This window comes from Mitsuaria sp. WAJ17 (assembly GCF_014174515.1).
In the GTDB taxonomy this organism is placed as follows: domain Bacteria; phylum Pseudomonadota; class Gammaproteobacteria; order Burkholderiales; family Burkholderiaceae_C; genus Roseateles_B.
The window spans coordinates 58795-81434 of record NZ_JACJUG010000008.1 but is presented as its reverse complement, the minus strand read 5'-3'; the positions used below and the strand labels follow the sequence as shown (position 1 = coordinate 81434).

Sequence of the window (22640 nt, the reverse complement as noted above, 5' to 3'; positions counted from 1 at the left end):
CACAAAAAAGCCGCCGCCCCTTGCGGGTGCGGCGGCTTGTCGGGGCGCAGGCCGGCTTGCACCGGCCCTCGCGTTCAGCCTTACTCGGCGGAACCTTCGCCAGCCGGCTCGTCCAGAGCAGCCAGTTGCACGGCAGCCATTTCCTCGGCTTCTTGCATGGCGATGGCACGGCGCTCGGCGTCGTCCATTTCCTCCTTGGCTCGGCGGGCCTGGTGGAAGGCCATGCCGGTACCGGCGGGGATCAGGCGACCCACGATCACGTTCTCCTTCAGACCACGCAGCTCGTCGCGCTTGCCCATGATGGCAGCCTCGGTCAGCACGCGGGTCGTTTCCTGGAAGGAAGCAGCCGAGATGAAGGAGTCGGTCGACAGCGAGGCCTTCGTGATGCCCAGCAGCACGTCGGCGTGCGTGGCGATCAGCTTGCCCTCGCCGCGCAGGCGGTCGTTGGTGTCCAGCAGCTCAGAGCGCTCGACCTGCTCGCCGATGATGTAGGTCGAGTCACCCGGGTTGACGATCTGCACGCGGCGCAGCATCTGGCGAACGATCACCTCGATGTGCTTGTCGTTGATCTTCACGCCCTGCAGGCGGTAGACGTCCTGCACTTCATCGACGATGTAGCGAGCCAGTTCCTCGATGCCCAGCAGGCGCAGGATGTCCTGCGGATCGGCCGGGCCATCGACGATGCCTTCACCCTTGTTGACCACCTGGCCTTCGTGCACCAGGATGTTCTTTTCCTTGGGCACGAGTTCTTCCCAGACCTTGCCGTCCGGATCGGTGATCTGCAGACGAACCTTGCCCTTGGTTTCCTTGCCGAAGGAGACGGTACCGGTCTGCTCGGCCAGCACGCCCTTGTCCTTGGGCGAGCGAGCTTCGAACAGTTCTGCCACACGAGGCAGACCGCCGGTAATGTCTCGGGTCTTCTGACCTTCGACCGGGATACGGGCCAGCACTTCACCGGGAGCCAGATCCTGACCATCGCGGATCTGGATCAGCGCGCCGACCTGGAAGCCGATCGTCACCGAGTGGTCGGTGCCGGGGATCTTCACTTCCTGGCCATTGGCATCCAGCAGCTTGACCTGCGGACGCACCACCTTGGCGGCGCCACGGCGCTTCGGATCGATCACCACCAGGGTGGACAGACCGGTCACTTCGTCGACCTGCTTGGCCACGGTGACGCCTTCCTCGACGTTCTCGAACTTCGCCTGACCGGCAAATTCCGTGATGATCGGGCGGGTCAGCGGGTCCCAGTTCGCCAGCACCGTGCCTGCTTTGAGGGTCTGGTCGGCCTTGACGTTCAGGGTCGCGCCGTAAGGCACCTTGTGACGCTCGCGCTCGCGGCCGTGCTGGTCGGCGATGATGATTTCACCGGAACGGGAAATCACCACCAGTTCGCCCTTGCCATTCGTGACGTAGCGCATCGTGGCATTGAAGCCGATGATGCCGTCCGACTTGGCTTCCACGCTCGAAGCGACGGCAGCACGCGATGCAGCACCACCGATGTGGAAGGTACGCATGGTCAGCTGGGTACCCGGCTCACCGATGGACTGCGCTGCGATCACGCCCACGGCCTCGCCGGTGTTGACCAGGCCGCCACGGCCGAGGTCGCGGCCATAGCACTTGGCGCACAGACCGAAACGGGTGCCGCAGGTCAGCGGAGTGCGAACCTTGATCTCGTCCACGCCGGCTTGTTCCAGCACGTCCAGCGTGTCTTCGTCCAGCATGTTGCCGGCGGTCAACAGCACGCCCTGCGTCTCCGGATGCACGACATCGATGGCAGCCACGCGGCCCAGCACGCGGTCGCGCAGGGACTCGATGACTTCACCACCCTCGACCAGCGCACGCATGTTGATGCCGTTGTCGGTGCCGCAATCGTCCTCGACCACCACCAGATCCTGGGTCACGTCGACCAGACGACGAGTCAGGTAGCCCGAGTTCGCGGTCTTCAGTGCCGTATCCGCCAGACCCTTACGGGCGCCGTGGGTGGAAATGAAGTACTGCAGAACGTTCAGGCCTTCGCGGAAGTTCGCGGTGATGGGCGTCTCGATGATGGAGCCGTCCGGCTTGGCCATCAGCCCCCGCATGCCGGCGAGCTGGCGGATCTGGGCCGCGCTACCGCGGGCACCGGAGTCAGCCATCATGTAGATGGAGTTGAAGGACTCCTGATCCACTTCCTTGCCGTTGCGGTCGATGGTCTTCTGCTTGGACAGCTGCGACATCATGACCTTACCGACTTCGTCACCGGTCTTGCCCCAGATGTCCACCACCTTGTTGTAGCGCTCACCAGCGGTCACCAAGCCCGAGACGTACTGCTGCTCGATTTCCTTGACTTCCTTCTCGGCGCGCTCGATCAGCTCGTACTTCTGCTTGGGGACCAGCATGTCGTCGATGGCGATCGAGATGCCGGCGCGCGTGGCCAGACGGAAGCCGGACTGCAGCAGCTTGTCAGCCAGCACCACGGTTTCCTTCAGGCCGCACTTGCGGAAGGAGGTGTTGATCAGGCGCGAGATTTCCTTCTTCTTCAGCGCCTTGTTGATGTTCGAGAATGGCAGGCCCTTGGGCAGGATCTCGGACAGCAGGGCGCGGCCGACGGTCGTGTCCACCAGCTTGGTCTCGGGGATCCACTCGCCCGTGTCCTTGTCCTTGGTGTACTCGGTCAGGCGCACGCTGATCTTGGCGGTGATTTCCACCACGCCGTTTTCCAGCGCACGTAGCATCTCCGACACGTCGGAGAAGACCATGCCTTCGCCCTTCCCGTTGATGCGATCGCGGGTGGCGTAGTACAGGCCCAGCACCACGTCTTGAGACGGGACGATGGAGGGCTCGCCGGAGGCCGGGAACAGCACGTTGTTGGAGGCCAGCATCAGGGTGCGGGCTTCCATCTGCGCTTCGATGGACAGGGGCACGTGGACGGCCATCTGGTCACCGTCGAAGTCGGCGTTGAAGGCCGCGCAGACCAGGGGGTGCAGTTGAATGGCCTTGCCTTCGATCAGCACGGGCTCAAAGGCCTGGATGCCGAGGCGGTGCAGGGTCGGTGCGCGGTTCAGCAGCACCGGGTGCTCCTTGATCACCTCTTCTAGGATGTCCCACACCACAGGGGTGCCGGATTCCACTTCCTTCTTGGCCGCCTTGATGGTCGTGGCGATGCCCATGGCCTCCAGGCGCGAGAAGATGAAAGGCTTGAACAGCTCAAGCGCCATCAGCTTCGGCAGGCCGCACTGGTGCAGCTTCAGGGTTGGGCCGACGGTAATCACGGAACGACCGGAGTAGTCCACGCGCTTGCCCAGCAGGTTCTGACGGAAGCGACCGCTCTTGCCCTTGATCATGTCGGCCAAGGACTTCAGGGCGCGCTTGTTGGCGCCCGTCATGGCCTTGCCGCGGCGACCGTTGTCCAGCAGGGAGTCAACGGCTTCCTGCAGCATGCGCTTTTCGTTGCGCACGATGATCTCAGGGGCCTTCAACTCCAGCAGACGAGCCAGACGGTTGTTGCGGTTGATGACGCGACGGTAGAGGTCGTTCAGGTCAGAGGTCGCGAAGCGGCCACCGTCCAGCGGCACCAGCGGACGCAGGTCCGGCGGCAGCACGGGCAGCACGTCCATGACCATCCAGTTCGGCTTGATGCCCGACTTCTTGAAGGCCTCCATGACCTTGAGGCGCTTGGAGTTCTTCTTGACCTTGAGCTCCGAGCCGGTCATGTCGTTGCGCAGGCGATCGATCTCGATGTCGAGATCCATCTCCTCCAGCAGCTTCTTGATGCCCTCGGCGCCCATCAGCGCGATGAACTCGTCACCGTACTCGGCACGCTTCGCGTCGTAGTCGTCCTCGCTCATGATCGAGAACTTCTTCAGCGGGGTCATGCCGGGATCGACAACCACATAGGCTTCGAAGTACAGCACGCGCTCGATGTCGCGCAGCGTCATGTCCAGCACCAGGCCCAGGCGCGAAGGCAGTGACTTCAGGAACCAGATATGGGCGCAGGGAGCCGCCAGGTCGATGTGGCCCATGCGCTCGCGGCGCACCTTGGTCTGGGTCACTTCGACGCCGCACTTCTCGCAGATCACGCCGCGGTGCTTCAGGCGCTTGTACTTGCCGCACAGGCACTCGTAGTCCTTGATCGGGCCGAAGATCTTGGCGCAGAACAGGCCATCACGCTCCGGCTTGAAGGTCCGGTAGTTGATGGTCTCGGGCTTCTTCACCTCGCCGAAGGACCACGAACGGATCTTCTCGGGCGAGGCCAGCCCGATCTTGATCGCGTCGAAGTGCTCGTCGGGCGTGAACTGCTTGAACAGGTCCAGCAAACCTTTCATGTGTTTCTCCTGTTCCGTCTCTTAGTTGCGCTCGAGCTCGATGTCGATACCGAGCGAACGGATTTCCTTCACCAGCACGTTGAACGACTCCGGCATGCCGGCGTCGATGGCGTGCTCGCCCTTGACGATGTTCTCGTAGACCTTGGTACGGCCATTCACGTCATCGGACTTCACGGTCAGCATTTCCTGCAGCACGTAGGACGCGCCATAGGCTTCCAGGGCCCACACTTCCATTTCACCGAAGCGCTGGCCACCGAATTGCGCCTTACCACCCAGCGGCTGCTGCGTGACGAGCGAGTACGGGCCGGTCGAACGGGCGTGCATCTTGTCGTCCACCAAGTGGTGCAGCTTCAGCACGTGCATGTAGCCGATGGTCGTCGGACGCTCGAACTGCTCGCCGGTGCGGCCGTCATACAGGTAGGCCTGCGTGCGGGTCTCGGTCAGGCCCTTGCGGGCGGCGATATCGTCCGGGTACGCCAGCTTCAGCATGCCGCGGATTTCCTCTTCCTTGGCACCGTCGAAGACCGGGGTCGCGAAAGGAACACCCTTGGAGAGGTTCTGGGCCATCTCGACGACTTCCTTGTCGCTGAGCTCTTCCAGGTTCTCGGGCTTGCCACCGCTCTTGTTGTAGAGCTCGTCCAGGAACTTGCGCAGCTCGCTGACGGCAGCGTGCTGCTGGAGCATGTCCCCAATGCGCTGGCCGATGCCCTTGCCGGCCCAACCCAGGTGCACTTCCAGGACCTGACCCACGTTCATCCGCGAGGGCACGCCCAGCGGGTTCAGAACGATGTCGGCGGGCGTGCCGTCGGCCATGTAAGGCATGTCTTCGATCGGGGTGATCTTGGACACGACGCCCTTGTTGCCGTGACGGCCGGCCATCTTGTCACCAGGCTGCAGGCGGCGCTTGACGGCCAGGTAGACCTTGACCATCTTCAGCACGCCGGCGGGCAGCTCGTCGCCTTGCGTCAGCTTCTTGCGCTTCTCTTCGAAAGCCAAGTCGAAGCTGTGACGGGTCTGCTCCAGCGAGTTCTTGATCGATTCCAATTGGTTGGCGACATCGTCCTCGGCGGGACGAATGTCGAACCAGTGGAACTTCTCGACCTCGGCCAGATACTCCTTGGTGATGACCGTGCCCTTGGCGATCTTCTTCGGGCCGCCATTGGCGACCTTGCCGTTCAGCAGTTTCTCGATACGGTCAAAGGCGTCGGCCTCCACGATGCGCAGCTGGTCGTTCAGGTCCAGCCGGAAGCGCTTCAGCTCGTCGTCGATGATCTGCTGGGCGCGCTTGTCACGCTGGATGCCTTCACGGGTGAAGACCTGCACGTCGATGACGGTGCCGGAGGTGCCCTGGTCCACGCGCAGCGAGGTGTCCTTCACGTCGGACGCCTTCTCGCCGAAGATGGCGCGCAGCAGCTTCTCTTCCGGGGTCAGTGTGGTTTCGCCCTTCGGAGTCACCTTGCCGACCAGCACGTCGCCGGGGCCGACTTCAGCGCCGATGTAGACAATGCCGGACTCGTCCAGACGAGCCAGCTGCTGCTCGGACAGGTTCGGGATGTCGCGGGTGATTTCCTCGGAACCCAGCTTGGTGTCGCGGGCCATGACCACCAGCTCCTCGATGTGGATCGAGGTGTAGCGGTCTTCGGCCACCACGCGTTCGGAGATCAGGATCGAATCTTCGAAGTTGTAGCCGTTCCAGGGCATGAAGGCGACCAGCATGTTCTGGCCCAGGGCCAGTTCACCGATGTCGGTCGAGGCGCCGTCGGCAATGATGTCCTCGGCAGCCACCTTGTCACCCCGGCGCACGATGGGGCGCTGGTGGATGTTGGTGTTCTGGTTGGAACGCTGGTACTTGATCAGGTTGTAGATATCGACGCCGACTTCACCGGCCACCGTTTCCTCGTCATTGACGCGGATCACGATGCGGTTGGTATCGACGTAGTCCACGATGCCGCCGCGGCGGGCTGCCACGACAGTGCCCGAGTCCTTGGCCGCCACGCGCTCCACGCCGGTACCGACGAAGGCCTTTTCGGGGCGCAGGGTTGGCACAGCCTGACGCTGCATGTTGGCGCCCATCAGTGCGCGGTTCGCATCGTCGTGCTCGAGGAAGGGCACGAGCGAGGCAGCAACGGACACGATCTGCGTCGGCGCCACGTCCATGTACTGGATGCGCTCCGGCGAGGTCAGCACCGATTCGCCGTTCTCACGGGCAGACACCAGTTCATCGACCAGCTGGCCTTCCTGGTTCAGCGTGGCATTGGCCTGGGCGATGACGTACTTGCCTTCCTCGATGGCTGACAGGTAATCGATCTGGTCGGTCACCTTGCCATCGACCACGCGACGGTAGGGCGTCTCCAGGAAGCCGTACTCGTTCAGTTGGGCGTACAGAGCCAGCGAGTTGATCAGACCGATGTTCGGGCCTTCCGGCGTTTCGATCGGGCAGACACGGCCGTAGTGGGTGGGGTGCACGTCGCGGACTTCGAAGCCGGCGCGCTCACGGGTCAGACCGCCCGGGCCCAGTGCCGAGACACGCCGCTTGTGCGTGATTTCGGACAGCGGATTGGTCTGGTCCATGAACTGCGACAGCTGCGACGCACCGAAGAACTCCTTCAGAGCCGCAGAGATCGGCTTGGAGTTGATCAGGTCGTGCGGCATCAGGGCTTCGGTCTCGGCCTGGCCCAGACGCTCCTTCACGGCCTTCTCGATGCGGGCCAGGCCCGAGCGGTACTGGTTCTCGGCCAGTTCACCCACGCAGCGCACGCGACGGTTGCCCAGGTGGTCGATGTCATCGACTTCACCGCGGCCGTTGCGCAGCTCGACCAGGATCTTGACCACATCGAGGATGTCCTCGTTCGAGAGGGTCATGTTGCCTTCCGGCGTGTCGCGGCCCACGCGGGCGTTGAACTTCATCCGGCCGACGCGCGACAGATCGTAGGTGTCTTCGCTGTAGAACAGGCGGTTGAACAGGGCCTCGACGGCGTCTTCCGTCGGCGGCTCGCCGGGGCGCATCATGCGATAGATGGCGACGCGGGCAGCCAATTGCTCGGTCGTTTCATCCAGAGCCAGAGTCTGGCTGATGTAGGCGCCTTCATCCAGCTCGTTGGTGTACAGGCACTGGATGTCCTTGATGCCGGCGCTGCGCAGCTTCTTCAGCAGCGAGTCGGTCAGCTCGTCATTGGCCTTGGCGATGATCTCGCCGGTGTCGCCGTCGACCATGTTCTTGGCCAGCACGCGGCCGACCAGGAAGTCTTCGGGCACCGTGACGTGCTGCGTGCCGGACTGCTCCAGCTGGCGCACATGGCGGGCGGTAATGCGCTTGTCCTTCTCGACGAGGACATTGCCGTTCTTGTCGGTGATGTCGAAGCGGGCGACCTCACCCTTCAGGCGGTCGGCCACGAATTCCATCTGGGCACCGGAGTCCATCAGACGGAAGTTGTCGAACACGAAGAAGTGGGCCAGGATCTGCTCGGGATTCAGGCCGATAGCCTTGAGCAGGATGGTGACCGGCATCTTGCGGCGGCGGTCGACGCGGAAGTACAGGATGTCCTTCGGGTCGAACTCGAAGTCCAGCCAGGAGCCGCGGTAGGGAATGATGCGGGCAGAGAACAGCAGCTTGCCGGACGAGTGGGTCTTGCCCTTGTCGTGTTCGAAGAACACGCCGGGCGAGCGGTGCAGCTGCGAGACGATGACACGCTCGGTGCCGTTGACGATGAAGGAACCGTAATCGGTCATCAGGGGCACTTCGCCCATGTAGACCTCTTGTTCCTTGATTTCCTTGACCGTCTTGGCCTGGGGGCTCTCGCGGTCGTAGATGATCATCTGCAGGCGGGCGCGGACGGCCGCTGCATAGGTCAGGCCACGCTGTTGGCACTCGCGGGTGTCAAACGGCGGCTTGGCGATGTTGTACTCGAGGAACTTCATCTCCACGAACCCGTTGTGCGACACGATCGGGAAGGCGGAGAGGAAGGCTGCCTGCAAGCCTTCTGGCTTGCGCTTGGCGGGGGGAAGGTCTTTTTGCAGGAAGGCGACGTAAGAGTCCTTCTGCATGGTCAGCAAATAGGGAACGTTCTGGACGTTCTCGCGCTTGCCGAAGCTCTTGCGGATACGCTTGCGCTCGGTATAGCTGTAGGGGGTTGTTTGCGCCATAAACACTCCGTGGCTAGCCCCCACCTGGCCATGGCAGGGGCTGCGTCGGCGACTGGCTATTCAGGCATTGCACCCGAAGCTTGGTGGTTGGCCACTACCAACCGCTGGCGGACAACCCCGGCCGCATGCTCATGCGTCACCAGAGTCCGACCAAACCTGCTCTCTGCAGTCGGATCAGAGAACACTTGAAAGAACCGCGAATGATACCTCGCGAAGCACTTTCAGCTGTTCTCAATCAAGATAAACCCGCAATGACGAAAAAGGGGAAGCCCAAAGGCAACCCCTTCTCGAATCCAGGTGAACCTGAATTCGTGCGGCGGGCGGCGTAGCGAGCTGGTCGAGGTCGGGCTTGAGACGCGCAGCCGTACTTGGGTACGGCGAGCATCGAAAGCCCGAGATCGCCCGGCGCAGTAGCCGAACGCCGTACGAATTACTTGAGTTCGACCTTGGCGCCGGCTTCTTCCAGCTTCTTCTTGGCGGCTTCGGCGTCAGCCTTGGCAACGCCTTCCTTGACGGGCTTCGGAGCGCCATCGACCAGGTCCTTAGCTTCCTTCAGACCCAGGCCGGTGATTTCACGCACGGCCTTGATCACGCCCACCTTGTTGGAACCGGCTTCAGCCAGCACCACGGTGAACTCGGTCTTTTCTTCAGCAGCAGCAGCGCCAGCGCCAGCAGCGCCGCCAGCGGCGGGAGCAGCCATGGAAGCGGCGGACACGCCGAACTTCTCTTCGATGGCCTTGACCAGGTCGTTCAGTTCCAGAACGGTCATGCTGTCCAGAGCAGCCAGGAATGCGTCTTTATCGAATGCCATGATGTTTCCTAAATACAGATAAGTTGCAGTTGATGCGGTGATCGTCGTCGATCAGGCGGCAGCCGGGGCTTCGGCTTCTGCGCCGCCACCACGTTGCTGAGCCAGTGCAGCCAGCACGGCAGCGGTACGCTGCACGGGCGACTTGAGCAGGCCGGCCACTTGCGACAGCAGCACTTCCTTGCTCGGCACGGCGGCCAGGGCCTTCACACCGTTGACGTCCAGGGCCTTGCCGCCATAGGCGCCGCCCTTGATCACCAGCTTGTCATTGGTCTTGGCAAAGTCAGCGATGACTTTGGCAGCCGCGACAGCATCTTCCGAAAAGCCGTAGATCAGCGGGCCGACCATGCTCTCCGAAGCGACCTCGAACGAGGTGCCGGCCACAGCGCGACGTGCCAGGGTGTTCTTCAGCACGTGAAGATACACACCTTGCGCACGCGCGGTGACGCGCAGCTTGTTCAAGGCTTCAACGGTGAGGCCACGGTACTCGGCCAGCGCCAGCGTCTGGGCCTTGGCAGCCTGGGCTGCCACGTCCGACACGACGGCTGCTTTCTCGTTGCGATTGAGACTCAAGGTCTACTCCTCACAAAAATGCCTTCGGTCTTGCGACCTCCGGCACACCGGAATTCAGCGACCTTCTGTCAGGAACTCACACCAGGACAGGCCTGGTACAAAACTTTCCCTTCAGCGGGTTCGCCATCTGCGCTGGCTGCCACACGCGGTGGCCATTAAGCGTCGCCCCGGTACTGCAGGGCTTCACACCAGCGGTCTTGGATGACGCGCCTCCGACCTAAGCCAGAGGCGCCCCACCAATCTTGTCGCGCGGTGCCAGACTCGCACCGCGCAGATTCTTCGCAGCCTGGCTCACGCCGGGCTGCAGCGCATCAGCGTGTTTTAAGCTGCGGCTGCGGCATTGATGCTGGCGATTTCGACACGGGCACCGACGCCCATGGTCGAAGACACAGCCACCTTGCGCAGGTAGACGCCCTTGCTGGTGGCCGGCTTGGACTTGTTCAGAGCCTCGATCAGCGCACGCAGGTTGTCTTGCAGCTTGTCGGTGTCGAAGGAACGACGGCCGATGGTGCCGTGGATGATGCCGGCCTTATCGACGCGGAACTGGACCTGGCCAGCCTTGGCGTTCTTGACAGCGGTGGCAACATCCGGGGTCACGGTGCCGACCTTGGGGTTCGGCATCAGGCCACGGGGACCCAGGATCTGACCCAGGGTACCGACGATACGCATGGTGTCCGGCGAGGCGATGACCACGTCGAAGGGCATGTCACCAGCCTTCACGCGCTCAGCCAGGTCTTCCATGCCGACGACGTCAGCGCCGGCAGCCTTGGCTTCTTCAGCCTTGGCACCTTGGGCGAAGACCGCCACGCGCTTGGTCTTGCCGGTGCCATGGGGCAGCACGACAGCGCCGCGCACCACTTGGTCCGACTTCTTGGCATCGATGCCCAGCTGCACAGCCACGTCGATGGATTCATCGAACTTGGCGGTGGCCAGTTCCTTGACCAGGTTCAGAGCGTCACCCAGGGGGTACAGCTTGGTGGTCTCGACCTTGCCTTGCAAAGCTTTTTGCTTCTTGGTCAGCTTAGCCATGTCACACACCCTCCACGATGATGCCCATCGAGCGGGCCGAGCCAGCGATGGTGCGGACGGCGGCATCCATGTCGGCGGCCGTCAGGTCCTTCTGCTTGGTCTTGGCGATTTCTTCCAGCTGGGCACGGGTCAGCTTGCCGACCTTGTCCAGATGGGGACGCTGAGAACCCTTCTCGATCTTGGCAGCCTTCTTCAGCAGCACGGTCGCGGGCGGCGACTTGATGATGAAGGTGAAGCTCTTGTCTGCGAAGGCGGTGATCACCACCGGCAGCTTCAGGCCCGGCTCATAGCTCTGCGTCTGGGCGTTGAACGCCTTGCAGAATTCCATGATGTTCAGGCCGCGCTGACCCAGCGCGGGACCGACCGGAGGCGAAGGATTTGCCTTGCCAGCCGGAATTTGCAGCTTGATGAAGCCGACAATCTTCTTGGCCATGTTTTCTCCTAGAAGCGCCGCGGCGGCCTCGCCGCTGCGCCTGAGTGCTAGCGCCAGGGACTGGGGCTTGCGCCTTTACCCTGGCTCCTCTTGCCTGCGTCTCGTCGCAGGCTGGCTACGGATGCGTTGTCCAGATGCCTGAAAGCACCTGAAGGGCCGCATCGGGCCCCTGTTCTTGGCGTCAGACCTTCTCGACCTGGGAGAAGTCCAGCTCCACCGGCGTGGCACGACCGAAGATCGTGACCGAAACGCGCACCTTGGATTTGTCGTAATTGACTTCCTCGATGGCGCCATTGAAATCGGTGAATGGGCCTTCCTTGACACGAACGATTTCGCCGACGGTCCACTCGACCTTGGGCCGGGGCTTCTCGACGCCTTCCTGCATCTGGTTGACGATCTTCATCACCTCATGCTCGGAGATCGGGGCGGGGCGATTCTTGGCGCCGCCCACAAAGCCCGTCACCTTGGAGGTGTTCTTGACCAGGTGCCAGGTGTCGTCGTCCATGAGCATCTCCACCAGCACATAGCCGGGGAAGAAACGACGCTCGGTCACGGATTTCTTGCCGTTCTTCAGCTCCACCACTTCTTCCGTGGGGACCAGGATGCGGCCGAACTTGTCCTGCATGCCGGCGCGGTCGATGCGCTCGCGCAGATTGCGCTCGACGGCCTTCTCCATGCCGGAATAGGCATGGACCACGTACCAGCGCTTGGGAAGACCGGCCGGCACGGCCTCGGTCGAGGCAACTTGTTGCTCTTCGCTCATATCAGTCCTTTAGCGCTTCCAACCGAGGATCAGGTCATACAACAGCCATTCCAGGGTCTTGTCCGTGAGGAACAGGAACAGCGCCATCACGACAACGAAGGCAAAGACGTAGCCCGTCATCTGCGTCGCTTCCTTGCGGGTGGGCCACACCACCTTGCGAACCTCACGCAGCGAGTCCTGACCATAGGCGATCAGCGACTTGCCGGACTCGGAGGTAAAGAAGGCACCCGCCGCCGCAGCCAGCAGCACGAGCAACGCGCCCCACTGGGCCAGGGCGCCTTGCTTGGACAAGGCGTAGAAGGCCACCAGCGCGCCGATCAACAGCAGCACGGCACCAGCCAGCTTGACCTTGTCGGCGCCGGAGGTGACGGTTTCGACTTGAGGATTGGACATTCGATTCGCTTTCAGCGCCCGGATCGGGCAAGGGTCAATCCTGACCCATCAGCAGCAAAGCCCGCCGAGATGAACTCCCGCGGGCTTGGCTTGACCACAAAGACCAACAATCCTGATCAGAGACTGTTGGCAGGGGCAGAGGGTCTCGAACCCCCAACCTTCGGTTTTGGAGACCGACGCTCTGCCAATTGAGCTATGCCCCTGTGGCCTTTCAAAGATTACTCGATGATGGTGGCAACCACGCCCGAGCCGACGGTACGGCCGCCTTCGCGGATAGCGAAACGCAGACCTTCTTCCATGGCGATCGGAGCGATCAGCTTCACGGTGATGCCGACGTTGTCGCCGGGCATGACCATTTCCTTGTCCTTCGGCAGCTCCACGGCACCGGTCACGTCCGTGGTACGGAAGTAGAACTGGGGACGGTAGTTGTTGAAGAACGGGGTGTGACGGCCGCCCTCTTCCTTGCTCAGAACATAGATCTCAGCAGTGAAGTGGGTGTGCGGCTTGATGGTGCCGGGCTTGGCCAGCACTTGGCCGCGCTCGACGTCTTCACGCTTGGTGCCGCGCAGCAGGATACCGACGTTGTCGCCAGCCTGACCTTGGTCCAGCAGCTTGCGGAACATTTCCACGCCGGTCACGGTGGTCTTTTGCAGATCACGGATACCGACGATTTCGATTTCCTCGCCGACCTTGATGATGCCGCGCTCGACGCGACCGGTCACCACGGTGCCACGGCCAGAAATCGAGAACACGTCTTCCACCGGCAGCAGGAAGGCGCCGTCCACGGCACGCTCAGGCTGGGGGATGTAGCTGTCCAGAGCGTCAGCCAGGCGCATGATGGCCTGCTCGCCCAGATCGCCCGTGTCGCCTTCCAGCGCCAGCTTGGCCGAACCCTTCACGATCGGGGTGTCGTCGCCGGGGAAGTCGTACTTGCTCAGCAGCTCGCGGACTTCCATTTCCACCAGCTCCAGCAGCTCGGCGTCGTCCACCATGTCGCACTTGTTCAGGAAGACGATGATGTACTTCACACCGACCTGACGCGCCAGCAGGATGTGCTCGCGGGTCTGGGGCATCGGGCCGTCAGCGGCCGAGCACACCAGGATCGCACCGTCCATCTGGGCGGCACCGGTGATCATGTTCTTCACATAGTCAGCGTGGCCCGGGCAGTCCACGTGAGCATAGTGGCGATTGGCGGTCTCGTACTCAACGTGCGCGGTGTTGATCGTGATGCCGCGAGCCTTTTCTTCGGGCGCAGCGTCGATCTGGTCATAGGCCTTGGCCTCGCCACCGAACTTCTTCGACAGCACCGTTGCGATAGCAGCCGTCAGCGTGGTCTTGCCATGGTCAACGTGACCAATCGTGCCCACGTTCACGTGCGGCTTGGTACGTTCAAACTTGCCTTTTGCCATCTTGCGCTCCTGGCGATCAGATCAGAAAAGAGAAGGGGAGAAAGGAGGTGGTGCCCATGACGCGGATCGAACGCGTGACCTCTCCCTTACCAAGGGAGTGCTCTACCACTGAGCCACATGGGCATCGACACGGGTTTGGCGACGACGAAAGACGCTTTCATCAAACCGGTGCCGACACGACTTTCAAGCTGCCGCTGGAGCGGGAAACGGGAATCGAACCCGTGTCATTAGCTTGGAAGGCTAAGGTTCTACCATTGAACTACTCCCGCCCGGGAGTTTTCTCTTTGAACCAGAACCACTGGCCCATCGAGCTTGCTTTGCCTTGGTGGAGGAGGCTGGATTCGAACCAGCGTACGCATAAGCGGGCAGATTTACAGTCTGCTGCCTTTAACCACTCGGCCACCCCTCCGAGGCAAGCCCGCTACTGTAGCACAGCTTTTCAAGTTCTCAAGCAACTTTTGAAAAACTCTTTCGAGCATCCTTCAAGCGCCAGCGACTGACTCACTGCACCCTAGCTGCCGATCCACTTTTTGGCGAGCTCTCGCGGCTTGCGCCACAAAACATCACCTCAAACCAGACCCGCATCAGCGGAGCCAGAGACTATAGCAGCTTCTACAAAGACACATCAAGATAGCGCCGCCGGACTCGCGCCCGGATGCACAAGCCCCTCCCAACGGCGAGTCAAGCCAGCACTCGAATCGCCGCCCGCGCAACCCGTCTATCAACAATACCAATCAACTACCAAGACAGACTGCCGCACCCCCCGCAAAAGCCGGCATTCAAGGCGCCCCAGCCGGCCACCAGACAGCGGTCGCAGCAATGCCACAGCAGGGAAAACACGCCCCCAAAAGTGGTAGCAAAGTGGATCTATTGATCGTTATAGTGGCATGGCATTGGTTGCAATTGAGGTGTGTATTGGTGGTGTCGCAGTGGGGATGAGTTCTCGCCCCGTCCTCTGATGCCAAGTCTTTCAACAGGCCAGACCGATTTCACTGGCCACTATGAGGAGCAGTTCATGAAGGTCTCAAAGACCCCCATCGCCGCGGCGGTGACCATCGCCCTGCTGGGCGTTGCCATGGCAGCGCAAGCGCAGCAGGCTGAGCCGGCCAAGAAGGAAGGCAATCAGCTGGACCAGGTGGTCATCACCGGCATCCGCGCTTCGCTGCAATCGGCAGCCAACATCAAGCGAAATGCCAGCGCCGTGGTTGACGCGGTGACCGCTGAGGATGTGGGCAAGCTGCCCGACTCGGACGTCGGCGAATCGCTGGGCCGCCTGCCCGGCATCACGGTCGGTCGCGCCTTCGGCCAGGGCGCCACGGTGTCGGTGCGCGGTTCCGATCCGCAGATGACCTACACCACCCTGAACGGACAGACCGTGGCCTCCACTGGCTGGTACGACCAGGCCACGGTGGACCGCTCCTTCAACTACTCCCTGCTGCCCTCCGAACTGATCGGCGGCATGGAGGTGTACAAGTCCTCCCAGGCCGACCTGACCGAAGGCGGCATCGGTGGCACCGTGATCGTCAAGACCCGCAAGCCGCTGGACCTCAAGGCGGGCACCGCCTTCGCAAGCCTCAAGCTGGGCAAGGGCACGGTCAGCACTGATCTGTCCAAGGACGTCGCCGGCCTCTACAGCTGGCGCAATGAGGCACGCTCCTTCGGCGTGCTGGTCGCAGGCGCCGTCGAAAAGAGCGAGTACATCCGCCGCGGTATCGAGTCCGACGCCGGCTGGGCCGGTGACGTGGCACCCGCCACGTTCGTGCAGGACCGCAAGCGCACGGCTCTGAACCTGACGCTGCAAGGCAAGCCCGCAGACAACATCGATCTGGGCCTGAACTACCTGAGCCTGGACCTGACGGGCGACAACACGAACAGCAACCTCTACCTGTTCATGGGCCAGAACGACAGCAACTGCAAGCAGAAGAATGCTGCAGGGCTGTGCGTGAAGGCCGTTGCCGGCGATGCCGACCCGGTCAATACCTTCATGCAGACCTGGGCACGCCAGGGCAAGATGAGCTCGGACAGCCTGGTGCTGAACGGCTCCTTCCGCGCCGACGGGTTCAAGGTCGATGCCGTAGCCGGCCAGACCAAGGCCAAGGGCGGCACCTCGCACACCATGAACTACGGTGTGGGCTGGTGGGATGAGGGCCAGAGCCTGCCCAAGTTCAAGGGCACCATCGACGCCACCGGCAAGCAGATCGTGATTTCCCCGGCCGTCCCCATGGACGTGAAGGTGTCCAACCTGCCCTCCAAGCTGGTGCCGACCGGCTGGGCCACCGACCAGCAGCAGCCCAATGCCGACAAGGAGAACTTCGCCCAGGCGGACGCCACCTACGACCTCGACTGGAACGGCCTGACCTCGTTCAAGGCAGGCGTCCGCGCCACGAGCCACAAGTACGAGCAGAGCGCCCTGCGTGCCAAGTTCAGCCCCACCGTGGTCTCGGGCAACACCAGCGACCTGTACAGCGGCTCCATCAAGATGGGCCCCAATGGCTGGGACTTCCCCAAGGCCAACCTGGACGCCATGGCCGCCCTGTATGGCAAGAACACCGCTTCCTGGACGCCGCAGCGTTCCAGCTTTGCCGAGATCGATGAGGACAACCGTGCCGCCTACGGCATGTTCGAGTTCGAGAAGGCCGGCTGGCGCGGCAACTTCGGCCTGCGCTACGTCCACACCAACGTGACCGGCCGCGGCTACAAGTTCGACGGCACGCCGCTGGCCGCCAATGACGTGCCCAACAACGACGGCTGGGGCAACACGATCCGTGAGGAAAAGGCCAGCTACAGCGACTGGCTGCCCAGCCTGAACGCGGCCTACAACATTGACAAGAACACGGTGCTGCGCCTGGCCGCCTCCAAGGCCATCACGCGCCCCAACTTCGAGTACATGTTCCTGACCAAGCAGGCCGGCTACAACGATGACCGCGTCGGCAACGAGTCCATGACCTTCGGCTCCGTGGGCCTGAAGCCCCAGTCCTCCAAGCAGTTCGACCTGGGCATCGAGTACTACTACGGCAAGGGCAATATGGTGTCCGCCGCGATCTTCCACAAGTCGATCGACAACTTCGTCACGGCCCTTGTCAAGACCAACCAGAAGCTGGGCGTGGTGGATCCGCTGAGCAAGGTCGACAACTGGACCGTCAACCAGTACATCAACGCCGGCGGCGGCAAGATCAACGGCTTCGAAGCCCAGATCAACCACAGCCTGGACAGCGGCTTCGGCTTCGCCGGCAGCTACACCTACGCTGACGCGAAAGCGCCCGCTTCCAGCTACCCGGACGGCCTGGCCCTGTTCACCCAATCGTCCAAGCACACCGTCAACCTGGTGGGCTTCTACGAAACGGAGAACTACACCGCTCGCCTGGCCTACAACTGGCGTTCCAAGTACATGATCCGTGAGACGGGCTACTACAGCTACCGCATGCACGATCCGTACGGTTCGCTGGACTTCAGCGCTGGCTGGAACATCAACAAGAACCTGCGCCTGACCTTCGAAGCCGTCAATCTGCTGAAGAAGGACGACGTTCAGTACGGTGCCGCCGACGCCAGCAACCCTGACGTCAAGGGCAGCATGAAGGTGGGCTACCCGGCCTGGTCCTTCATGGGCGAGACGACCTACCGCCTCGGCCTGAGCGCCAAGTTCTAAGCGATCCCTCGCCTGTAGGCCCCTCAAAGCCCGGCTCAGCCGGGCTTTTTTTCGTCCTGACGTTCTGCGCGGCTGACCAAGCGCTATGTCGTGCCCGATGCAGGGCCTCAGCCCTGGCCGCGACGCCGCCTGCCCGTCACAGGAACGGCGCGGCAGCTGCCCTGGCTGCATGCGCCGAGCCGGCCTTGCACATCAGGGGCGACCAGCCCCCCGCCCGCTGCCGGTCCGGGCTTGTGCGGGCGAGCGCCTGGCGCTTGGGTCGAGTACGCCCGCCGGCATCAAGAGGGAACCTCACTTCAGACGTTAGCCACCGGACATTGCTGCCGGCGAGAGCGCATCCTCGGACGGGCTCACGCCGGCCCACTCAGGGCGTGCAGGCGTGCAGGCAAGGGGCTATTGGCGGACGAGCACCCGCACGCACCCGCAGACGCCGGAGCAGAGCGTGGCACCTTCACGGCGGCGATGCAGGCCGGCGGACAGTGCGCCGGTGCGGTCTTCAGCGCAGCGCCGGCGCCGCCACCGCCGCGAGCCGGATCACCCGGCCCGCGCGCTCGATGGTCTCCTGGCGGTGGGCGATCACCACGCGGGTGAGGCGCAGGGTCTGGATGGCCTCGTTGACCTGCAGCTCGCGCTGGGCGTCGAGATGGCTGGTGGCCTCATCCAGAAACAGCACGCGCGGCTGCTTGTACAGGGCCCGGGCGAGCAGCAGCCGCTGCTTCTGCCCGCCCGAGATGGCCGCCCCCATGTCGCCGATCAAGGTCTGCCAGCCCATGGGCATGGCCAGCACCTCCTCCTCGACGGCGGCCTGGCGGGCGCAGAGCTGCACACGGGCCAGGTCCAGCTCGGGGTCGCCAAAGGCGATGTTCTCGGCGATGGTGCCGGCAAAGAGCTGGTCCTCCTGCATCACCGCGCCCAGGCACTCGCGCCAGGCCCTGAGGCCGACGGCGCCCAGCGGGCGACCCATCACCAGGATCTCGCCCTCGGTCGGCTGCAGCAGGCCCAGCATGAGCTTGAGCAGGGTCGTCTTGCCGCAGCCCGACGGCCCCACGATGGCCACCGACTCCCCGGCCTCCACGCGCAGACTCACGCCGTCCAGCACCCAGGGCTCGTTCGCGGCATAGCGGAAACGCACCTGTCGCAGCTCGATGTCGGGCACCGCATCGCTCGGCAGGCCGGTGCCCCCCGCAGGCTCGGGCTCGCTGAGTACGATGTCTGCCAGCCGCTCGCGCTGGATGCGCAGCATGCGCACCTGGAAACCGAGGTCGACCAGGGCGCTGATGCGCCCGCTGAACTGGGTCTTGTAGGCGGCGTAGGCGAAGCTCATGCCGATGGACAGCTCGCCCTGGATCACCAGCAGGGCGCCCAGGTACACCACCGCGATGTTCTCGGCGCCGAAGACCAGGGTGTTGGCGCTCTGGTAGAGCGTCGACAACCGCTGCGTGGCCAGCTCACGGTTGCTGGTGTTCACCAGCAGATTGAGCCAGTGCGCCAGGCGCTCGTCCTCGCGGTTGAAGAGCTTGAGCGACTGCACGCCGCGCACGGATTCCAGCAGATGCCCGTCCTGCCGCGCGGCATGGACGATCTGCTCCTCGTTGGCCTGCCTGAAGGGCTCATAGGACAGCACGCGAATCAGCACATAGGCCGCCAGCGCCAGCAGGGTCACCGCGGCCAGCTTGAGGCTGTAGACCAGCATCATCACCAGCGCCACGCCGGCCATCAGCCCGTCCAGCACCGCATTCAGGGCTGCCGAGGTCAGCGTCTGCCGGATGTTCTGGATGGCGCCGAAGCGCGAGATCACGTCACCAAGATGGCGCCGCATGAAGTAGTCCATGGGCAGGCGCAGCAGCTTGCTCAGCACGCCCGCCGCCCACTGGAGGTTCAGCTGGGTGGAGAAGTAGATCACCATCCAGCTGCGCAGTGTGCTGATGGCCAGCTGCAGCAGCATCAGCATGCCGAAGCCGATCGCCAGCACCTGGAGCAGGTCGGTGTCATGCTGGACGATCACGCCGTCCAGCACCCATTGCTGGAAGAAGGGCGAGACCACCGCGAGGATCTCCAGCGCCAGCGACAGCATCAGCACCTGCAGCACCGAGCGCCTGAGGCCGCGCACCTGGCCCACCAGCTGCCCGAGGCTCACAGCCGGCTTGGGTTCGCTGCGCTGGAAGTCCGGCATGGGCGCCAGCTCCAGCGCCACGCCGGTGAAATGCCGCGATGCCTCGGCCAGGCCCAGCCGGCGCACGCCCTGAGCCGGGTCGTGGATGAGCAGTTCCCGGCCGCTGACCCGGCGCAGCACCACGAAATGGTTCATGTCCCAGTGCAGGATGCAGGGCAGCTGCAACTGCGGCAGGTCCTCCAGTTCCAGGCGGACGGCGCGCGTGGAGAAGCCCTGCGCCGTGGCGTGCTCCATCAGCTGCTTGAGGTTCATGCCCTTGGCCGAGGCCTGGAGCTGCTGGCGCAGCGTCTGCACCTCGACCCAGCGGCCGTGGAAGCAGCTGATCATGGCCAGGCAGGCCAGCCCGCACTCGGCGGTCTCGGCCTGCTGCAGCATGGGCAGCCGGGCGCCGAATCCGAATCGCAATCCCTGCATCAGGTTCACAGCCGCCCCTTCAAGGCCAGCATGGGCTCGAAGATCCACTCGATCAGGCGCCGCTGGCTCAGCATCACATCGGCCTCCACTTGCATGTCGGGCTGCAGCGGCACCGGCTCACCGTAGGCCATCACCTGCTGGCGAGGCAGGCTCACCAGCACCCGGTAGCTGCGCTCCCCGCCGCCCGCGGCCGCGCCCTGCCCGGCCGCCCGGGCGAGCTCCTTCACCACGCCCTGCTGCTGGCCGAACTTCTGATACGGGAAGGCGGCGTAGCGCAGGTTCACGCGCTGGCCCGTCCGCACGAAGGCCGCTGCGCTGGAGGGCAGCTGCAGCTCTGCCAGCAGCTGCGAGCCCTGCGGCAGCACCAGACCCAGTTCCTGACCGGGCTGCACCAGCTGGCCCGGGTGTGCGCGCAGCGAGGTCAGCACGCCATCCACCGGCGCGGTCAGCACCCATTCGCGCCGCCCTTGCGCCTCGGCCAGTTCCTGGTCGAGTGCGGCCAGCTGGCGCCGGGCCTGGGCGCGGGGGCCGTCGTCGCGCAGGGCCTGGGCCTGCAGGTCCAGCTGGAGCGCCTGCAGCTGGGCCTTGAGTTCGTGCTCGCTGCGTTCCAGCACCGCGAGCCGGGCCTGCTGGTCCAGGACCTCGTCAGCACGCTGCTGCAGCTGCAGGGGGCTGGCAAAGCCGGTGCGCTGCAGCTCCTCGTAGCGCTGCAGCGTGGCCTGCGCGGACTGCAGGCGCCTTCGCTGCAGGGCCTGCTCGGCCTGGGCGCGTGGCAGCGCCTGCTCGAGCTCGCGCTGCTTCTGCCGCAGCGCCTGGGCCTGGGTCTGGGCCAGTGCGTCCAGCAGCCTCAGCTCGCGTTCAAGACCGCTGCGCTGCTCCTGGAGGCTGCGCACGGCCTGCTGGCTCAGCTCGCCCTTGAGCGATTGCCGCTCGGACCGCAGGCGGAACAAGACCTGACCCTGCCGCACGGCATCACCTTCGCTGGCCCTCACCTCGGCCAGCAGGCCGGGCTGAAGGGCACTCAGCGGCACCAGGCCCTTGTCCGGCACCAGATGGCCGCTCACGCGGGCGCGCTGCGTGTAGCTGCCCAGGAACAGCAGCACCAGCACGCCCAGGCCCAGTGCCAGCGCGGCCGAAGACATCCACCAGAAGCTGCGCGGGCTGCGCAGCAAGACCTGACCCTGCGCATGACCGCGCCGCAGGTGATCGAGGGCGGCTTGACGAAACAGCATGTGGGGGACTCGCTCGGGTCGGTGACGGAATCGGCGTCCGCACGCCCGGCGCTGGGGCCGGCGCGCGTCCGCGGGAAAGGGGAATCGGGAGGCGAGTGGATGCCCGATGGCATCCACTCGCGATCAAGCCGCCATCAGCCGCTCAAGCGCTGCTGTCGGACGGCGACGGGGCCCACCGAGGCGGTCCCGGGCCGATGGCAGGCCGCCTGCATCAGCACAGGTAGCTGGCACCGCCGCCGCAACGCGGCGTGCGCGACACCGGCGGGCAGGCGCTGGTGGCGCAGGCACCGGTGGCGGGCGGGCAGGTCTGCGTCTCAGGCACGCCCGTCGGGCAGCCCGAGGCCGCATTGATGGTCATGCAGGGGCGGTTGGTGGGGTCGTCGCCGCAGGCGGCGATCGAGGTGTAGCCACCGGCCACGTCGGTCAGCTCGTTGGCGCCCAGTTGGCGCACCGAGGTGGTGGACAGCTTCAGCTTCTTGCTCATGGTCAGTCTCCTTGATGGATGTTGTGGAAAGCGCCGCGGCGCTCAGATGCACCAGCCCTTGGTGACGTTGGTCGTGGGCGCAGGGCAGTTGGTGGTGGCCGGCGGGCAGGTGGCCGTGGCCGGCGGCGGGCAGTAATTCGTCTGGCAGGGGTTGTTGGACGGGCAGGGGCCGCAGTAGGCGTTGGACAGCGAGGTGTTGCCGGTCGGGCCGCCGTCGGCGCCGGCCACCTGGCCGACTTCGGAGGAGGAAAGGCTGCGGACCGAGGTCGTGCTCAGCTGCAGTCTGGGTGATTTGCTCATGGATGATCCTTGTGTGAGAGGGAAGCAGCGGTGACGCTGCAGCAGCGCAATGCCTGGGTCGTTCACGGCGACCCGTGGGCGGCGGCGCCTACCGCCCCCTGGAGCTCCGTGCAGCTCGGGGGCGCCGGGGCACCGCGATCGACGCCTTGCATTCAGGCCCGGCCGAGCCCTCCTGCATGGCGCCGGATTCGGGGGATGCGAGCGCCGGGCGACTCAGGCCCAGGGAACGCAGACGGCGCCCGTGGGCGCGCAGCCGCGGTCATGCGTGGGCGACACGCAGGTCGGTAGACTGGCCGGCGGGCAGCCCGCGGTGGCGGGCGGGCAGTCGGCGGTCGCGGGGGGGCAGGTGTTGCTGACAGGGCAGCCTACGGACCAACCAGCACAGCCCGGCTGGGCCGGTCCGGTATACGAGATCGGCGGCGTGTAGCCTCCGGCCACGCCCTGCTGCTCGCCTTCGTTGAGATGCCGGACTGAGGTCGTGCTCAGGCCCAGCTTGCTGTTCTTGCTCATGGTTCTTCCTTGGGTGATGAGCCGCC

General features: G+C 64.1%; 14 protein-coding genes, 4 tRNA genes and 1 pseudogene. 1 reads left to right on the top strand and 18 read right to left on the bottom strand.

The window, feature by feature from the left end:
- Positions 1-80 precede the first annotated feature (80 nt).
- The 13 genes from rpoC to H5407_RS08215 all read right to left on the bottom strand — a co-directional run bounded on the left by rpoC (position 81) and on the right by H5407_RS08215 (position 14264).
- Entirely contained in the window at positions 81-4304 is a 4224-nt protein-coding gene (rpoC, locus tag H5407_RS08275) for a DNA-directed RNA polymerase subunit beta' (RefSeq protein WP_183103981.1), read from the bottom strand.
- 21 nt (positions 4305-4325) lie between these two features.
- Positions 4326-8447, bottom strand: a complete 4122-nt coding sequence (gene rpoB, locus H5407_RS08270; RefSeq protein ID WP_183103980.1) for a DNA-directed RNA polymerase subunit beta — start codon at positions 8445-8447, stop codon at positions 4326-4328.
- Between the two features lie 430 nt (positions 8448-8877).
- Positions 8878-9258 carry a 50S ribosomal protein L7/L12 gene (gene rplL / locus H5407_RS08265; RefSeq protein ID WP_183103979.1) on the bottom strand — a complete coding sequence of 127 codons (381 nt, stop codon included), beginning with the start codon at positions 9256-9258 and terminating at the stop codon, positions 8878-8880.
- 51 nt (positions 9259-9309) lie between these two features.
- On the bottom strand, positions 9310-9828 hold the full coding sequence (rplJ, locus tag H5407_RS08260) for a 50S ribosomal protein L10 (protein WP_183103978.1): 519 nt from the start codon (positions 9826-9828) through the stop codon (positions 9310-9312).
- 321 nt (positions 9829-10149) lie between these two features.
- Entirely contained in the window at positions 10150-10857 is a 708-nt protein-coding gene (rplA, locus tag H5407_RS08255) for a 50S ribosomal protein L1 (protein WP_183103977.1), read from the bottom strand.
- 1 nt (position 10858) lies between these two features.
- The gene (rplK, locus tag H5407_RS08250) at positions 10859-11290 is read right to left on the bottom strand and encodes a 50S ribosomal protein L11 (RefSeq protein ID WP_183103976.1); all 432 of its coding nucleotides are present in this window, start codon (positions 11288-11290) and stop codon (positions 10859-10861) included.
- A 181-nt stretch (positions 11291-11471) separates the two neighbouring features.
- Positions 11472-12053 (bottom strand): transcription termination/antitermination protein NusG, encoded by a 582-nt coding sequence (nusG, locus tag H5407_RS08245; protein WP_183103975.1) that lies wholly within the window; start codon positions 12051-12053, stop codon positions 11472-11474.
- Positions 12054-12062: 9 nt separating this feature from the next.
- Positions 12063-12446: a preprotein translocase subunit SecE gene (secE, locus tag H5407_RS08240; protein ID WP_183103974.1), complete on the bottom strand. Its 384-nt coding sequence runs from the start codon at positions 12444-12446 to the stop codon at positions 12063-12065.
- Positions 12447-12573: 127 nt separating this feature from the next.
- Positions 12574-12649: transfer RNA gene (locus H5407_RS08235), tRNA-Trp, on the bottom strand.
- Positions 12650-12664: 15 nt separating this feature from the next.
- Positions 12665-13855: an elongation factor Tu gene (gene tuf / locus H5407_RS08230; RefSeq protein WP_183103973.1), complete on the bottom strand. Its 1191-nt coding sequence runs from the start codon at positions 13853-13855 to the stop codon at positions 12665-12667.
- A gap of 48 nt (positions 13856-13903) precedes the next feature.
- Positions 13904-13978, bottom strand: a tRNA-Thr gene (locus H5407_RS08225).
- 72 nt (positions 13979-14050) lie between these two features.
- Positions 14051-14124, bottom strand: a tRNA-Gly gene (locus H5407_RS08220).
- 54 nt (positions 14125-14178) lie between these two features.
- Positions 14179-14264: transfer RNA gene (locus H5407_RS08215), tRNA-Tyr, on the bottom strand.
- Positions 14265-14870: 606 nt separating this feature from the next.
- Between H5407_RS08215 and H5407_RS08210 the strand changes: the two genes are divergently transcribed.
- Positions 14871-17501 (top strand): TonB-dependent receptor, encoded by a 2631-nt coding sequence (locus H5407_RS08210; protein WP_183103972.1) that lies wholly within the window; start codon positions 14871-14873, stop codon positions 17499-17501.
- A gap of 350 nt (positions 17502-17851) precedes the next feature.
- Here the strand turns inward: H5407_RS08210 and H5407_RS08205 are convergent.
- From H5407_RS08205 to H5407_RS08185, 5 genes and pseudogenes are all read right to left on the bottom strand, one after another.
- Positions 17852-20097, bottom strand: a pseudogene (locus tag H5407_RS08205) (peptidase domain-containing ABC transporter).
- Positions 20094-21320, bottom strand: coding sequence for an HlyD family secretion protein (locus tag H5407_RS08200; protein WP_183103971.1), 1227 nt, complete (start codon positions 21318-21320; stop codon positions 20094-20096). Before H5407_RS08200 ends, H5407_RS08205 begins: the two are co-directional and overlap by 4 nt.
- Positions 21321-21531: 211 nt before the next feature.
- A complete protein-coding gene (locus H5407_RS08195; protein ID WP_183103970.1) occupies positions 21532-21804 on the bottom strand; it encodes a hypothetical protein in 273 nt (90 codons plus the stop codon).
- 42 nt (positions 21805-21846) lie between these two features.
- Positions 21847-22104 (bottom strand): hypothetical protein, encoded by a 258-nt coding sequence (locus H5407_RS08190; protein WP_183103969.1) that lies wholly within the window; start codon positions 22102-22104, stop codon positions 21847-21849.
- Between the two features lie 213 nt (positions 22105-22317).
- Positions 22318-22614, bottom strand: coding sequence for a hypothetical protein (locus tag H5407_RS08185; protein WP_183103968.1), 297 nt, complete (start codon positions 22612-22614; stop codon positions 22318-22320).
- Positions 22615-22640 lie beyond the last annotated feature (26 nt).

Coding starts and splice junctions, on each gene's coding strand:
- rpoC (WP_183103981.1), bottom strand. CDS start 4,304: ATGAAAGGTTTGCTGGACCTGTTCAAGCAGTTCACGCCCGACGAGCAC.
- nusG (WP_183103975.1), bottom strand. CDS start 12,053: ATGAGCGAAGAGCAACAAGTTGCCTCGACCGAGGCCGTGCCGGCCGGT.
- rplL (WP_183103979.1), bottom strand. CDS start 9,258: ATGGCATTCGATAAAGACGCATTCCTGGCTGCTCTGGACAGCATGACC.
- tuf (WP_183103973.1), bottom strand. CDS start 13,855: ATGGCAAAAGGCAAGTTTGAACGTACCAAGCCGCACGTGAACGTGGGC.
- rplK (WP_183103976.1), bottom strand. CDS start 11,290: ATGGCCAAGAAGATTGTCGGCTTCATCAAGCTGCAAATTCCGGCTGGC.
- secE (WP_183103974.1), bottom strand. CDS start 12,446: ATGTCCAATCCTCAAGTCGAAACCGTCACCTCCGGCGCCGACAAGGTC.
- H5407_RS08185 (WP_183103968.1), bottom strand. CDS start 22,614: ATGAGCAAGAACAGCAAGCTGGGCCTGAGCACGACCTCAGTCCGGCAT.
- rplA (WP_183103977.1), bottom strand. CDS start 10,857: ATGGCTAAGCTGACCAAGAAGCAAAAAGCTTTGCAAGGCAAGGTCGAG.
- H5407_RS08210 (WP_183103972.1), top strand. CDS start 14,871: ATGAAGGTCTCAAAGACCCCCATCGCCGCGGCGGTGACCATCGCCCTG.
- H5407_RS08200 (WP_183103971.1), bottom strand. CDS start 21,320: ATGCTGTTTCGTCAAGCCGCCCTCGATCACCTGCGGCGCGGTCATGCG.
- H5407_RS08195 (WP_183103970.1), bottom strand. CDS start 21,804: ATGAGCAAGAAGCTGAAGCTGTCCACCACCTCGGTGCGCCAACTGGGC.
- rpoB (WP_183103980.1), bottom strand. CDS start 8,447: ATGGCGCAAACAACCCCCTACAGCTATACCGAGCGCAAGCGTATCCGC.
- H5407_RS08190 (WP_183103969.1), bottom strand. CDS start 22,104: ATGAGCAAATCACCCAGACTGCAGCTGAGCACGACCTCGGTCCGCAGC.